The organism is Streptomyces albicerus (assembly GCF_008905045.1).
Lineage (GTDB): Bacteria > Actinomycetota > Actinomycetes > Streptomycetales > Streptomycetaceae > Streptomyces > Streptomyces albicerus.
Genome location: NZ_VWMY01000057.1, coordinates 63,098 through 77,328, shown reverse-complemented (window position 1 = coordinate 77,328; position 14,231 = coordinate 63,098). Strand labels below are relative to the sequence as shown.

The window sequence follows — 14,231 nt, the reverse complement described above, 5'->3', positions numbered from 1 at the left end:
GCAGTTCCCCGCGCCCCTGGGTGGGTGGGGCGAGGGGAGGTCTTTCGGGCGCGGGCCCCGGGGCCCGTAAGGGGCGCGGGGAACTGCGCGACCAGCCCAAGACGGCCCGCGGCTGACGCACATACCTGAGGGGGTCTGGGGGCAGAGCCCCCCGTTTCGGGAAGGGGTGGGTTTGGGGAAGGGAACCCCCCGCCCACCAAGCCGCAGCCGCCCCGCGAGACCCACACCCCGTACACGTATGGCGCGAGGCGAAAGGCCCGGAAGGCCAAAACCTCAGGCCCGCCAGGGCAGCTCCGCCGTGATGCGGGTCGGCCCCGCGACAGGCGAGTCGACGACGAGGATCCCGTCCACCGCGTCGAGCCGCTCGGCAAGCCCGGCAAGCCCGGACCCGGAAGTGGCGTCCGCGCCCCCCACCCCGTTGTCCACGACCTGGATCATGAGCCGATTCTCGATCCGCCACACATCAACCGTGGCCCGAGTGGCCCGCGAGTGCTTGCTGATGTTCTGCAGCAACTCGGACACGGTGAAGTACGCGATCCCCTCGATGGCCGGCGCGGGCCGAGCCGGCAGATCGACCTCGACCTGCACAGGAACGGTGCACCGGGACGCCACCGCGGACAGCGCCGCGTCCAGCCCTCGATCCGTCAGCACGGCGGGATGAATCCCACGCGCCAGATCCCGCAGCTCCTGCAGAGCGGTCTTCACCTCACCGTGCGCCTCGTCCACCATCTGCGCCGCAGCCCGCGGATCCTCCGTGAGCTTCTCCTTGGCCAGGCCGAGCCCCATCGCGAGGTTCACCAGCCGCGCCTGCGCCCCGTCGTGCAGATCCCGCTCGATGCGCCGCAGGTCGGCCGCCGCCGTGTCGATCACGACGCCCCGGTCCGACTCCAGCTCGACGACCCGCGTAGCCAGCCGCGAAGGACCGAGCAGCCCGTGCACCAGGACCCGGTCGACCAACGTCAGCGCCCGCACGATCCACGGCGTGGCCAGCGTGAGCAGCAGCCCCACCAGCGCGGTCACCGTGATCTCGAAGGGGTTGTCCAGGTAGACGCTGTGCGCCTGGTCCCCGTACAACTGGAGCCCGCCCTGCCCGCCGTACACCGGAAAGAGCCAGAACCACAGCGGGTAGGTCAGCATCGCCCAGCCGTACGCCCAGAAGCTGATGGCCACGGAGAAGGCGAACACGGCCCACGGGAAGTGCAGCACCGCGTACAGCAGATGCCGCCAGGACGCGCCGCTCTTCAGCATCGCGCCCATCCACGCCATGGCGCCCTGCCTGCCCACCCGCAACGGCTCAGGCGCCGCGACGTCGAGCCCCAGCAGCCCGCGCGCCCGCGACCGCTCCAGCGCGCCGAGACCACGGCAGCCCGCGAGCGCCGCGGCGAGCACCGGGATGCCCAGGAACGTGATCAGCAGGCCCGCCCCGAGCGACACCATCGTCACCGCGAAGGTGAACATGATGATGCTGACCGGCAGGCTCAGCATCAGATACCCGAACTCACGCCAGCTGCGCGCCTCGACCGGCGCCCGCAGCGCGGCCGGGAGCCGGTGCCGCCGCTCCTCGGCGCCCTCCCCGCGGAATCCGGGCTCGCCGTCCCACCCGTATCCCTGTCCGTACTCCGTGGCCATGGCCGTCGTCCGTTTCTACTCGTCCGCTGTTGTTACTCCACAGTGCTCGGCCGGGCGCCCACGGGACATGGAGCGCGTCGGCGTCTTGGGGCGGGGGTTTTCCCTACCCCGAGGCTCAGGCCCTGGGCCCCGGGGCACGTCGGAGCACGTCGGGGTACGGGGTACGGAGTACAGAGTGCGGCCGGGGTGGCACGGGGGCCTTGACGGTGGGCCTTGAACGGCGACCGGAAGGTACGCGCGCGCATGCCGGTGCGGGGCACGGCGTATCCGTACGACCACCTGGATCCGTACGACAGCGCCGCAAGCCCCGAACGCGCTGCGTCCCCGACCTACCTCACCCACTCCACTACGACCTGCCTCACCGACTCACCGACTCACCGACTCGGCCCCTCCGCTACTCCGGTACCCCGCTACTCCACCCGATCCCGCCACGGCAGCTCCGCCGTGATCGTCGTCGGGCCCCCGACCGGTGACTCGATGACGAACAAGCCGTCCACCGCCCCGAGCCGGTCCGCGAGCCCCGCCATCCCCGTGCCGCCGTCGAGGGCGGCGCCGCCGCGGCCGTCGTCCCAGACCTGTATGAGGAGGCGGTTGTCGGAGCGCCACACGTCGACGGAGGCGGACCGCGCCCCGCTGTGCTTGCTGACGTTCTGAAGGAGCTCGGAGACGGTGAAGTACGCGATGCCCTCGATGGCCGCGGCCGGCCGTGTCGGCAGGTCGGCCGTCACCTTCACCGGCACCGTGCAGCGGGAGGCGACCGAGGACAGCGCGGCGTCGAGGCCGCGGTCCGTCAGCACGGCGGGATGGATGCCGCGCGCCAGATCCCGCAGCTCCTGCAACGCCAGCTTCACCTCGCCGTGCGCCTCGTCGACCATCGCGGCGACGCTCTCGTCGGCCTGGCCGTCCAGCAGCTTCTCCTTGGCAAGGCCGAGCCCCATCGCGAGGTTCACCAGCCGGGCCTGCGCTCCGTCGTGCAGATCGCGCTCGATGCGCCGCAGGTCGGCCGCGGCCGTGTCGACGACCACGCCCCTGTCCGACTCCAGCTCGGCGATCCGCCGCTCCAGCTCGTCGGAGGGCGACAGCAGCCCCCGCACCATCGCCCGGTCGGCGTTGGCCAGCCCACGCGCGATGAACGGAAGCACCGGCCACAGCACAAACAGCGAGGTCAGCGTTATGGTGAAGGTGAGGACGCCCCACGGCAGCCGGATGAACTCGTACAGCACTGTCCGCCAGCCGACCGGGTCCTTCAGCGACATCCAGAGCTGTGCGAAGAACCCGCCCTGCCCGCGCAACGGCAGTGGGCTCGGCTCGTCCACCCGCACCCCGAGCAGCCCCCTGGCCCGGCCCCGCTCCAGCTTGCCCAGCTGGCGCGCGCCCAGCAGCCCGGCCGCGAGCAGCGGAAACCCGATCACCGTCAGAGTGAGGAAGGCGCCGGTGAACAGCACAGTCACCACATACGTGAAACCCACCAGCGACACCGGCAGGTTGGCCAGGAGATGCGCGATCTCCTTCCAGGTGTGCCGGTCGTAGGCGAAGCGGGCGCGCGGCAGCCGGTCGGTGTCGCCGTCCGGGGTGTCGGCGGCCAGGATGCGTTCGGTCATAACGGCCAGCCTGCCGGGCCGCGGCCCGCTGCGCCATGAGGCGGACCGCCCGGATCTCCTGGGGAAAACCCCACCCCCACCGACCCTCCCCGCCGACCTTCGGGACAGTCCGAGGGGAGCATGAAGGGAGTGCGAGGGGACTCCGAGGGGACTCCGGGGACAGCGCCGCACCATGCCTAACCGTGACGGGCTGCTTACCGTCTCTTTAGCAGGCCCTAGACTCCGGTGCGTACAGATCGTCGAACGCCGCGCGTCACCCGGCGCACACCAGGGCGCACGCGCAGTCGTACGAGGTCATACGGGTCATACGGGTCATCCGAGCTGAGGGAGCGAGGGGCGGACGTGCCGGAACCGACCATGGTCGCGGAGACCGGGATCGCCGGGACTGCCGGGACCGGAACGGGGACTGGCGGGACCGCCGTTGCGGCGGACTACTTCCAGTCCTATTCGGTCGTCGGACTGCTCGCCGTGGTCGGCGTGCTCTTCGTCGCCGTCGCCTTCGGAGCGGGCCGCCTGCTGCGGCCCGTCGTCCCGACACCCGAGAAGCTCATGACGTACGAATGCGGAGTCGACCCCGTCGGCGAGGGCTGGGCCCACACCCAGGTCCGCTACTACGTCTACGCCTTCCTCTACGTGATCTTCGCCGTCGACTCGATCTTCCTCTTCCCCTGGGCGACGGTCTTCGCCGCGCCGGGTTACGGCGCGACGACGCTCGTGGAGATGTTCATCTTCCTCGGCTTCCTGGCCGTGGGCCTGCTGTACGCATACAAGAAGGGCGTCCTGACATGGACGTGACCCGTCCGCACGCGGACGCGACCCCCTCGGCCACCTCGGCCACCTCGGACACCTCGACCCCCTCGACTTCCGAGCCCGTATTCCTGCCGGAGCCGAAGCGGCTCGGGGCGCTCGCCCGCCTGGCCCCTGAGCCGATGAAGGTGGTCCTGAACTGGGGCCGCCGCTACTCGCTCTGGGTCTTCAACTTCGGCCTCGCCTGCTGCGCGATCGAGTTCATCGCCGCGTCGATGGCCCGCCACGACTTCATCCGCCTCGGCGTGATCCCCTTCGCACCGGGCCCGCGCCAGGCCGACCTGATGGTCGTGTCGGGCACGGTGACGGACAAGATGGCCCCGGCCGTGAAGCGCCTGTACGAGCAGATGCCCGAGCCGAAGTACGTCATCTCGTTCGGCGCCTGCTCGAACTGCGGCGGCCCGTACTGGGACTCGTACTCCGTGACCAAGGGCGTCGACCAGATCATCCCGGTCGACGTGTACGTACCCGGCTGCCCGCCCCGCCCCGAAGCTCTGCTCCAGGGCATCCTCAAGCTCCAGGAGAAGATCGCCCGGGAGTCGCTGGGGGAGCGGTACGGCACCTCCCGTCCCTCCGCGGCCGCGCTCCAGAGCGGGCTCGTGCAGCCGCCGGCCACGGGGGACGCCCGATGACCGGCTGGCTCCCCGCCCCCGTGGAGGAACTCTTCGGCCCGGAAGCCACGGCCGAGGAGTCGTACGAGGTCCTGACGGTGGACGTACCGCCCGCGTCCTGGATCTCCTCCCTGGAGACCGCGCGTGACGCGCTCGGCTGCTCCTACTTCGACTGGCTGAGCGCCGTAGACGAACCCGGCACCGGTTTCCGCGTCTCGGCCCACGTCGTCGCGCTCGCCCCGGTCCGCCGCCTTCTCGTACGGACGACCGTGCCGCACGACGCCCCCGCCCTCCCTTCCGCCGTCGAGGTCTACGCCGGCGCCGCCTGGCACGAACGCGAGACCCACGAGATGTTCGGCGTCGCCTTCGAGGGCCACCCCGGCCTGGACCCGCTCCTCCTCCCGGACGGCTTCGAGGGCCACCCCCTCCGCAAGGACTTCGTTCTGGCGGCCCGCGTGGTCAAGGCCTGGCCGGGCGCGAAGGAACCGGGCGAGTCCGAGCACGGCGGTCCGAAGCGCCGCCAGATGCTCCCGCCCGGAGTCCCCGACCCGAACGAATGGGGCCCCCTGAAGGGCCAGCTCCCCCCTGCCCCCGCCCGCCCGGCCCGAGGCGCGGGCCGCGCGGCCGGCGACCGCCCGGTGCGACGGACTCGTACGGCGGGGGAGGGCTCTGCGAGCCAGGCTGCGGCGGGGGCTGCTGCTGCGGGCGCTGCGTCTGCGGGTGCCGCGCCTGCGAGTGCCGAGCCTGCGGGGGCGGCGTCTGCCGGTGTTGCGTCCGCGGGTGCCGCGGCCGCGGAGGGTACGGCGCCGGAGGCCCGGCCCACGCCCCGTCGGGCACGCAGCGCGAGCGAGGGCTCGGCGACGCAGCGCCACACCGAGTCGGCAGCTCCGGCAGCTCCCACTCCAGCTACGGCTCCCACTCCAGCTCCAGCTCCGGCTCCCGCTCCGGACCCGGCCTCGGGCGCCGAAGCCGGACCGACGTCCTCGGGCTCGGAGGTCGCGCCGGGCCGGGAGGCCACCCCGGCCTCGGGCGCCGACACCGCGCCTGCGTCCCCGCGCCGAGCCCGCAGCGCAGGCGAAGGCTCGGCGTCGCAACGCCAGGCATCCGCCCCACCGGCCGACCAACTCGGCGACGACCAGTCCGGCGCCGATCAGCCGCCCCGCCCGGCGCGCACCCGCAGCACGGACGCCCCCTGGCACCACGCGCGCCCCGCGTTCGACGAGGCCGACCAGGAATCCGCCAGCGGGGAGCCGCCGTCGGCCGAGCAGCCGACTCCGGAACCTGAGAAGCCCACAGAGCCTGAGAAGCCCACGGGGCCCGAGAAGGCCAAGGATCCCAAGGCTCCGGAGTCCTCCGAGACCCCCGGGGCTCCTGAAGCCCGCCCCGCCACCGACGACGAAAATCCCTCGGACGGCGCTAACCCCTCAGACGACGAAAACCCCTCAGGAGGCCCGCAGTGAACGACGCGCTCGACGTCGCCCTGCGACTCGTGATCGTCTTCGTCGTGTTCCTCACCTTCCCGCTGATCGTCGGTCAGACGGAACACAAGGTGATGGCCCACATGCAGGGCCGCCTCGGCCCCATGTACGCGGGCGGCTTCCACGGCTGGGCCCAACTCGTCGCGGACGGCGTGAAGTTCGCCCAGAAGGAAGACATCGTCCCGACGGGCGCGGACCGCCGTATCTTCCAGCTCGCCCCCGCTGTCGCCCTCCTCCCGTACCTCCTGGTCCTCCTCGCCATCCCGATCGGCCCGGGCGAGGGCGCGGTCGGCGAGGTCATCGACGCGGGTATCTTCTTCGTCCTCGCCGTGATGGGCGTGGGCGTCCTCGGCTCGCTCATGGCGGGCTGGGCCTCGGCCAACAAGTTCTCCCTCCTCGGCGGCCTCCGCACCGCCGCCCAACTCCTCGCATACGAACTCCCGATGCTCCTCACCGCCGCCTCGGTCGCGATGGCGGCGGGCACGGTCTCCCTCCCCGGCATCGTCGACGCCTTCGAGTGGTGGTGGCTGCCCTGGCAGATCGTCGGCGCGATCGTCTTCTTCGTGGCCGGCCTCGCCGAACTCCAACGCCCGCCCTTCGACATGCCCGTCGCCGACTCGGAGATCATCTTCGGCGCGTACACCGAGTACACGGGCCTCCGCTTCGCGCTGTTCCTCCTCGCCGAGTACGCCGGAATCGTCGTCCTGTGCGGCCTGACCACCGTCCTCTTCCTGGGCGGCTGGCACGGCCCGTGGGGCGCCGACGGCCTCGGCTGGGTCTGGACCCTACTGAAGGCGGCCGTCCTCGCCTTCGTCGTCATCTGGCTGCGCGTCACCTACCCCCGCCTGCGCGAGGACCAGCTCCAGAAGCTTTCCTGGACCCTCCTCGTTCCCCTCTCCCTCGCCCAGATCGCCCTCACCGGCATCGTCAAGGTGGTGATCCAGTAACCATGGCCCCCATTCTTGGTAGTGGCCTCGCCAAAGGCCTGGCCGTCACCCTCCGCACGATGACGAAGAAGACCGTCACCGCGCAGTACCCGGACGCCCAGCCCGAACTCCCGCCCCGCACCCGCGGCGTCATCGGTCTCTTCGAGGAGAACTGCACGGTCTGCATGCTGTGCGCCCGCGAGTGCCCGGACTGGTGCATCTACATCGACTCCCACAAGGAGACGGTCCCGCCCGCGGCCCCCGGCGGCCGCGAGCGCAGCCGCAACGTCCTCGACCGCTTCGCCATCGACTTCGCCCTCTGCATGTACTGCGGTATCTGCATCGAGGTCTGCCCCTTCGACGCCCTCTTCTGGTCTCCCGAGTTCGAGTACGCCGAGACCGACATCCACGAACTCACCCACGAACGCGACAAACTCCGCGACTGGATGTGGACCGTCCCGGCCCCGCCCGCCCTCGACCCCGGTGCAGAGGAGCCCAAGGAGATCGCCGCCGCCCGCAAGACCGCCGAAAAGCTGGCCGCGACCCAGGCCGAGCCCACGCCCGAGACCGAGCCGGGCACACAGCCGGAGACCGCGCCCGGCACCCGGCCCGAGACCGCGCCCGGCGGTCGGCCCGAGGCCAAGCCCGGCACCCAGCCCGGCACCCAGCCCGAGGCCACGCCCGGAACCCAGCCCGAGGCCACGCCCGGCACCCAGCCCGAGGCCAAGCCGGGCAGCCGGCCCAGGACCGAGCCGGGCGCCCAGCCCAAGTCCGAGCCCGGTGCCCCGCCGGGGGCCGATCCGCAGACCGGGCCCACCGATCCGCAGGGCGGTGAATCGTGACCCTCGCCGCAGCCACCGTCACGGCGGCGCACGCCACGACCACCACCGCCGCCGAGACCCACGGCTTCCTCTCCCCGACCGGCGTCGAGATCGCCTTTCTCCTCGTCGGCCTGGTCACCTTCGGCGCCGCGATCGTCACGGTCACCACGAAGCAACTGGTGCACGCCGCCCTGTGGCTGGTGGTGACCCTCGGCGGCCTCGCCGTCGAATACCTCCTCCTCACGGCCGAGTTCATCGCCTGGGTGCAGGTCCTCATCTACGTCGGTTCCGTCGTCGTACTCCTCCTCTTCGGTCTGATGCTCACCAGGGCCCCCATCGGCCGCTCCCCGGACGCCGACTCCGGCAACCGCTGGGCCGCCCTCACCGTGGCGGTCGCCGCGGCCGCCGCCCTCGTCTGGGTCGTGGTCGACGCCTTCCGGACGACCTGGATCGACCTCGGCGACACAGCCGGTGGCGCCGCCGGCTCCACCGCGGTCACCGGCGCGAGCCTCTTCCAGAGCTGGGTGCTCCCCTTCGAAGCCCTCTCGGTCCTGCTCCTCGCCGCCCTGGTCGGAGCGATCGTCCTCTCCCGCAAGACGAAGACGACCGCGGCCGCCGCGACCACCCCGAGCGTCCCGGGCACCCGGAGCGACAAGGCAGACCAGGCAGACGCAGACCAGGCAGACAAGGAAGGCGCCCGCTGATGCACCTCGCCTACCCCGCCGTGCTCTCCGCCCTCCTCTTCTCCACGGGCCTGTACGGAGTCCTCGCCCGCCGCAACGCGATCCTGGTCCTGATGTCCGTCGAGCTGATGCTCAACGCCGTCAACCTCAACCTGGTCGCCTTCGACGTCTGGCTCAGCAAGACCGCCCAGGACACCCTGCACTCCGGCCAGGCCCTGACCCTGTTCACCATCGCCATCGCCGCCGCCGAGATCGGCATCGGCCTGGCGATCGTCCTGGCCGTGTACCGCAACCGCGGCACCTCGGACATCGACAAGCTCCGCGACACCGCCGAGACCGACGACGACTCCGAGCCCGCCCAGCCCGAGCCGGCCGAGAAGGCTGAGGCCACCGCGTGACCACGACCACCCTCGCCGTCCTCGTCCCCCTCCTCCCGTTCCTGGGCGCCGTGGCCGGCCTGCTCCTGGGCCGCACCGCCCCTGGCTTCGTACGCCCGCTCGCCGTCCTGCCCTCGCTGGCCGCCCTCGGACTCGCCGCAGTCGTCGCCGTACGCCAGGGCGGCGACCAGGTGGTGAACGCCGCCACCGAACTCACCCCCACGGGCTCGGTCCCCATCGAACTCGCCCTGCACATCGACGGCTTCGCCGCCCTCGTCGCAGTCTTGGTCGGCCTGGTCGCGACCTGCGTGCAGATCTACTCGACGGGGTACCTGCGCGACGACCCGCGCTACCCCTCGTACGCCGCTCTCGTCTCCCTCTTCACCTCCGCGATGCTGCTCGTCGTCTACTCCGGCGACCTGATGATGCTGCTGGTCGGCTGGGAGATCATGGGCATCTGCTCGTACTTCCTGGTCGGCCACTACTGGGAGACCCCGGAAGCACGCGCCGCCTCCATCAAGGCCTTCCTGGTCACCAAGCTCGGCGACGTCCCCTTCCTGATCGGCCTGTTCGCGCTCGCCGCCGACGCCGGCTCCTTCCGCATCACGAAGATCCTCGGCAACGTCGCGAGCGGCGGACTCGACCACCCGACCCTGATCGCCCTGCTGCTCCTCGCCGGTGTGGCGGGCAAGTCGGCGCAGTTCCCGCTCCACACCTGGCTCCCCGACGCGATGGCGGGCCCCACGCCCGTCTCCGCGCTGATCCACGCCGCGACGATGGTCGCCGCCGGTGTCTACTTCATCGCCCGGCTCCTCCCGGTCTTCGCCGCCTCCTCGGCCGCACTGATCGTCCTCGCCGTCATGGCCGCCGTCACGATGGCCGGCTCGGCCCTCGCCGCACTCGCGCAGGACGACATCAAGCGCGTCCTCGCGTACTCGACGATCGGCCAGCTCGGCTACATGACCGGCGCCCTCGCCGTCGGCGACCGCGGTGCCGCCGTCTTCCACCTCCTCTCGCACGGCGCCTTCAAGGCGCTGCTGTTCCTCGCGGCGGGCGTGATCATCCACGCTGCCGGCACCAACTCGCTGGCCGCCATGTCCCGTATGAAGGACCTGCGGGCCCGCGTTCCCGACGCCTACTGGACGATGACCGTGGCGCTCCTCGCGCTCGCCGCGATCCCGCCCTTCAGCGGCTTCTTCACCAAGGAAGCCGTCCTCGGCGCCGCCGAGCACGTCGCCACCGGCCACGCCGAGGGCATCCCCGGCACGGCCGGCTGGATCATCCTCGTCGCCGGCCTGGTCACGGCCCTGCTCACCGCCGCGTACGCGATGCGCCTGTGGCTGCTCGCCTTCCGCGGCCATGGAGCGGAAGCCCCCGACCACGGGAAGCAGCCCGTCTCCATGAACGCGGTGCTGTGGCTGCTCGCCCTCCCGTCGCTCGCCTTCGGACTCGCCACCGGCCCGCTGCCCGACTGGTTCGACGGACGCGACCTGACACCGACCCTCACCACAGCCGTCCTCGGCACGGGTGTTGCCCTGGTCGGCGGCATCGTCACGTACGGCGCCTGGCGGCACACCACCGCCATGGCGGCCCGCGTCCCGCTGGGTGCGGTCGCGGCCCACCCCGAGGGCGACGCCGGACTCGTCGAGGCCGAGGCCATCGCGACCCACGCCCCGGCCTACGGTGACGTGGCCTCCGCGCCCGACCCGGCGGACCCGGGCCGCCTCCTGCTCGGCCCGCTGCACCGCCACGCGGCGGTCGGCTTCCACCTGGACACCGTGTACGCGGCGCTCTTCGTCCGCCCGGTCCAGGCCGGCGCCACGCTCGTCCGGTTCCTCGACCGCGAGGTCGTCGACACGTACGTACGCGGCGCGGGCGCCCTACCCCGCTGGCTCGGCGCGGCTGCCCGGCGCGCCCAGACCGGCAATGTGCAGACCTATGTGAGCGCGCTGCTCGCCGGCACCGTCGTCCTGGTGGTCGCCGCCCTCCTCGTCGCCACCGCGGGAGCGTGAGCAGGCGTGATCGATATCAACGAGTCCGTGATGCAGTTCCTTCTGGCATTCATCGTCGTCGGCCCGCTCGTCGGCGCCGCGGCAGCCCTTCTGCCGGCTCCGCCCGGGCTGAAGGGGAAGTCGCCCGAGCAGGCCGTGCTGCGGCACGGCGTGACCGTCACCGGCGCCGTGCTCATCGCCGCGATCGTCCTCACGCTCGGCTTCGACCACGACCACCCGTCGAAGATGCAGGCCACGACGGACATCAGCTGGATCCCCGCACTCGACGTGCGCATCCACCTCGGCACCGACGGCATCTCGCTCCCCCTCCTCGTGCTGACCGCGCTGCTGACCTTCCTCTGCGCGCTGTACTCCTACTTCAAAATGCCGTCGGGCCCGACCCCGAAGGCCTTCGTCGCACTGCTGCTCGTCCTCGAGTCCGGCACCCTCGCGACCTTCGCCGTCCTCGACCTTCTGCTGTTCTTCCTCGCGTTCGAGATGGTGCTCATCCCGATGTACTTCCTCATCGCCCGCTGGGGCGGTGAACAACGGCAGGCCGCCGCCTGGAAGTTCATCCTCTACACACTGCTCGGTTCCGTCGTCATGCTGCTGGGCCTGCTCCTGATCGGAATCAAGGCGGGCACATTCGACATGGTGGCACTCGCCACTGACAATCACCCGGCGCTCACCACATCCGTGCAGGTCATCGCCGTTCTGGCGATCGGAATCGGGCTCGCGGTCAAGACGCCGATGTGGCCGCTCCACAGCTGGCTGCCCGACGCGCACACCGCCGCGCCGACCGTCGGCTCGGTCCTGCTGGCGGGCGTCCTGCTGAAGATGGGTACGTACGGGTTCGTCCGGATTCTGTTGCCCATCACGCCGGACGGCATGAGCACCTTCGCCCCCTACCTCGCGGCTTTCGCCGTCGTCGGGATCATCTACGGATCCCTCGCCTGCCTCGCCCTCGCCAAGCAGGGCGCGAAGGGCGACCTCAAGCGCCTCATCGCGTACTCCTCCGTCGGCCACATGGGCTTCGTACTCCTCGGCATCGCGACGATGACCCCGACCGGCGTGAACGGCGCGCTGTTCGCCAACATCGCCCACGGCCTCATCACCGGCCTCCTCTTCTTCCTGGTCGGCGCGCTCAAGGACCGCACGGGTACGAGCGACCTCGACACCCTCGCCGAGGAGACCGGCGCCGCGCTCTACGGCAAAGCCCCGCGCCTCGGCGGCCTGCTCGCCTTCGGCGCGGTCGCCTCGCTCGGCCTGCCGGGCCTGGCCGGATTCTGGGGCGAGATGCTGGCCCTGTTCGGCGCGTTCGATCCCGCCGACGACCTCAGCCGCCCCGCGTTCCTGACCTTCATGGCGATCGCCGCGTTCGGGACCCTGCTCACCGCCGCGTACATGCTCATCGTGGTCCGTCGCGTCTGCATGGGAGCCACTCCGCAACAGGAGGGCCCGAAGCTCGCCGACGTCCAGACGTACGAGTTCGCCGCCTGGACCCCGCTCGTCGCCCTCACCGTCGTCGCCGGGCTCTGGCCCAAGGCCCTCCTCGGCCTGACCGACCCGGCCGTGCAGCAGCTCCTCGCAGGAGGCACCCGATGAGCCCCCTCGCCCAGTCCCTGGTCCAGTCCGTCGACTGGCTCGCGATCGCGCCCCCCACCATCGCGGCGGTCGTCGGACTCGTGGTGCTCGTCGCCGACCTCTTCGTGGGTGACGCCAAGAAGGCGCTCCTCGGCTGGGTCTCCGTCGCCGGGCTCGCCGTCTCCGCGCTCGCGCTGCTGCCCCTCCTGGACGGTGACCGCTCCACGTTCTGCCTGACGGGCGACCCGGATGTGTGCAGCTATACGGCGGATCGGTTCACCCTCGTCATCCAGCTCCTGGTCCTCGGCGGCGCGCTCCTTGCGGCCCTTCTGTCGGTGACCGCTCTGAAGGACGCCAACAGGGGACTCCCCGAAGGGGAGTTCTGGTTCCTGCTGCTTTCCTCCGCCGCGGGCGCCGCCCTGTTGCCCGCCTCGCGCGACCTGGCGACCCTCATCGTCGCCCTGGAGGTCGCCTCCCTGCCCGCCTTCGCCCTTGTAGGCATCAAGCACGGCGACAGGAAGTCCTCCGAAGCGGCCCTCAAGTTCTTCCTGTCCTCGGTCACCGCGACCGCCGTGAGCCTCATGGGCATCAGCTTCGTCTACGCGTCCACGGGCACCCTGTACCTCACCGAGATCGCCACCAGGATCGAGAACGTCGACGGACAGCTGCACACACTCGCCCAGGCGGGCGTCGTCCTCACCCTCGTCGGCTTCGCCTTCAAGACAGCCGCCGTCCCCTTCCACTTCTGGGTACCCGACACCTACGTAGGAGCGCCTCTCCCGGTCGCCGCCTACCTGTCGGTCGTCGGCAAGGCGGTCGGCTTCTCGGGCCTGATCCTCGTCACGGTGATCGCCCTCCCGTCGTATGCGGACGTCTGGGGCCCTGCACTCGCCGCCCTGGCCGCGCTCACCATGACGATCGGCAACGTCGGCGCCCTCAGGCAGCAGGCCACGCGCGCCTACAGCGCGGTACGGCTGCTCGCCTGGTCCTCCGTCGGCCAGGCCGGCTACCTCCTCGTGCCGATCGCCGCCGCCGCGTACTCCGAGGACGCCGAAAAGGCCATCGGCTCCACCCTCGCGTACGCCCTGATGTACGCCGCCGTGAACCTCGGCGCCTTCGCGGTGGCCGCCCTGGTGGCCCGTACCAAGCCGCTGAACCGCGTCATTGACTACCGGGGCCTGTACGCCTCGCGTCCCCTCGCGGCGCTCGTCCTCGGCTTCTTCCTGCTCTGTCTCGCGGGCCTGCCGCCGGGCATCATCGGCCTCTTCGCGAAGGTCACCGTCTTCTCTGCGGCCGTCGACGCGGGCCTGGGCTGGCTCGCCGTGGTCATGGCCGTCAATGTCGTGATCGCACTCTTCTACTACCTCCAGTGGACGACCCTGCTGTTCCGCGCTCCCGAGGGCGAGCCCGAGACACACCGCGTCCCGGCACCCCTCACGGCCGCGATCGCCCTGACCGCGGTCCTGGGTATCGCGCTCTCCGGAGCACCCCAGCTGGTTCTGCGCTTCTCCGACACCGGCCTCTTCTGACCGCCGCTTCCTGAAGCTGCCGCACGCGCGCGTGGGGCAGCCGAGCCGCACGCGCGCGTGCGGGGCACCGCCCCATCACCCGGACGGCCCACGCGCGTCGCCGCGCGCACAAGGGAACTAGTGCTCTCTGCCTGGCGTTGACCAGTACGGGAGGGTCCACTGGACCGTGGAGTCACGGACCAGTGACGTCAGGA

General features: G+C 71.3%; 12 protein-coding genes. 10 read left to right on the top strand and 2 right to left on the bottom strand.

Features of this window, described 5'->3' with window-relative positions; all coding sequences use genetic code 11:
* Positions 1–273 precede the first annotated feature (273 nt).
* Both GAS53_RS40100 and GAS53_RS40095 read right to left on the bottom strand, forming a co-directional pair.
* Positions 274–1,629 carry a sensor histidine kinase gene (locus GAS53_RS40100; protein WP_151482680.1) on the bottom strand — a complete coding sequence of 452 codons (1,356 nt, stop codon included), beginning with the start codon at positions 1,627–1,629 and terminating at the stop codon, positions 274–276.
* Positions 1,630–2,039: 410 nt separating this feature from the next.
* Complete coding sequence (locus tag GAS53_RS40095) at positions 2,040–3,230, bottom strand: sensor histidine kinase (protein WP_151482679.1); 1,191 nt, start codon at positions 3,228–3,230, stop codon at positions 2,040–2,042.
* Between the two features lie 342 nt (positions 3,231–3,572).
* Between GAS53_RS40095 and GAS53_RS40090 the strand changes: the two genes are divergently transcribed.
* Genes GAS53_RS40090 through GAS53_RS40045 form a run of 10 tightly spaced genes read left to right on the top strand, consistent with a single transcriptional unit; the run spans position 3,573 to position 14,037 of the window.
* Positions 3,573–4,025, top strand: a complete 453-nt coding sequence (locus tag GAS53_RS40090; protein WP_404829397.1) for an NADH-quinone oxidoreductase subunit A — start codon at positions 3,573–3,575, stop codon at positions 4,023–4,025.
* A complete protein-coding gene (locus GAS53_RS40085) occupies positions 4,016–4,669 on the top strand; it encodes an NADH-quinone oxidoreductase subunit B (RefSeq protein WP_225859391.1) in 654 nt (217 codons plus the stop codon). Before GAS53_RS40090 ends, GAS53_RS40085 begins: the two co-directional genes overlap by 10 nt.
* Complete coding sequence (locus tag GAS53_RS40080; RefSeq protein WP_151482678.1) at positions 4,666–6,108, top strand: NADH-quinone oxidoreductase subunit C; 1,443 nt, start codon at positions 4,666–4,668, stop codon at positions 6,106–6,108. Before GAS53_RS40085 ends, GAS53_RS40080 begins: the two co-directional genes overlap by 4 nt.
* Complete coding sequence (locus GAS53_RS40075; protein WP_151482677.1) at positions 6,105–7,073, top strand: complex I subunit 1/NuoH family protein; 969 nt, start codon at positions 6,105–6,107, stop codon at positions 7,071–7,073. The genes GAS53_RS40080 and GAS53_RS40075 overlap by 4 nt, the downstream gene beginning before the upstream one ends.
* A 2-nt stretch (positions 7,074–7,075) precedes the next feature.
* Complete coding sequence (locus tag GAS53_RS40070; RefSeq protein ID WP_151482676.1) at positions 7,076–7,894, top strand: NuoI/complex I 23 kDa subunit family protein; 819 nt, start codon at positions 7,076–7,078, stop codon at positions 7,892–7,894.
* Positions 7,891–8,577 carry an NADH-quinone oxidoreductase subunit J family protein gene (locus GAS53_RS40065; protein WP_151482675.1) on the top strand — a complete coding sequence of 229 codons (687 nt, stop codon included), beginning with the start codon at positions 7,891–7,893 and terminating at the stop codon, positions 8,575–8,577. The genes GAS53_RS40070 and GAS53_RS40065 overlap by 4 nt, the downstream gene beginning before the upstream one ends.
* Complete coding sequence (nuoK, locus tag GAS53_RS40060) at positions 8,577–8,954, top strand: NADH-quinone oxidoreductase subunit NuoK (protein WP_151482674.1); 378 nt, start codon at positions 8,577–8,579, stop codon at positions 8,952–8,954. Before GAS53_RS40065 ends, nuoK begins: the two co-directional genes overlap by 1 nt.
* Positions 8,951–10,945 (top strand): NADH-quinone oxidoreductase subunit 5 family protein, encoded by a 1,995-nt coding sequence (locus tag GAS53_RS40055; RefSeq protein WP_151482673.1) that lies wholly within the window; start codon positions 8,951–8,953, stop codon positions 10,943–10,945. Before nuoK ends, GAS53_RS40055 begins: the two co-directional genes overlap by 4 nt.
* A gap of 6 nt (positions 10,946–10,951) precedes the next feature.
* Positions 10,952–12,529 (top strand): NADH-quinone oxidoreductase subunit M, encoded by a 1,578-nt coding sequence (locus GAS53_RS40050; protein WP_151482672.1) that lies wholly within the window; start codon positions 10,952–10,954, stop codon positions 12,527–12,529.
* A complete protein-coding gene (locus GAS53_RS40045; protein ID WP_151482671.1) occupies positions 12,526–14,037 on the top strand; it encodes an NADH-quinone oxidoreductase subunit N in 1,512 nt (503 codons plus the stop codon). Before GAS53_RS40050 ends, GAS53_RS40045 begins: the two co-directional genes overlap by 4 nt.
* The last annotated feature ends 194 nt before the right edge of the window (positions 14,038–14,231 follow it).

What these genes read in the sequence shown, in the direction of transcription:
- GAS53_RS40045 (WP_151482671.1), top strand. Translation starts at nt 12,526, where the DNA reads ATGAGCCCCCTCGCCCAGTCCCTGGTCCAGTCCGTCGACTGGCTCGCG.
- GAS53_RS40070 (WP_151482676.1), top strand. Translation starts at nt 7,076, where the DNA reads ATGGCCCCCATTCTTGGTAGTGGCCTCGCCAAAGGCCTGGCCGTCACC.
- GAS53_RS40100 (WP_151482680.1), bottom strand. Translation starts at nt 1,629, where the DNA reads ATGGCCACGGAGTACGGACAGGGATACGGGTGGGACGGCGAGCCCGGA.
- GAS53_RS40085 (WP_225859391.1), top strand. Translation starts at nt 4,016, where the DNA reads ATGGACGTGACCCGTCCGCACGCGGACGCGACCCCCTCGGCCACCTCG.
- GAS53_RS40080 (WP_151482678.1), top strand. Translation starts at nt 4,666, where the DNA reads ATGACCGGCTGGCTCCCCGCCCCCGTGGAGGAACTCTTCGGCCCGGAA.
- nuoK (WP_151482674.1), top strand. Translation starts at nt 8,577, where the DNA reads ATGCACCTCGCCTACCCCGCCGTGCTCTCCGCCCTCCTCTTCTCCACG.
- GAS53_RS40095 (WP_151482679.1), bottom strand. Translation starts at nt 3,230, where the DNA reads ATGACCGAACGCATCCTGGCCGCCGACACCCCGGACGGCGACACCGAC.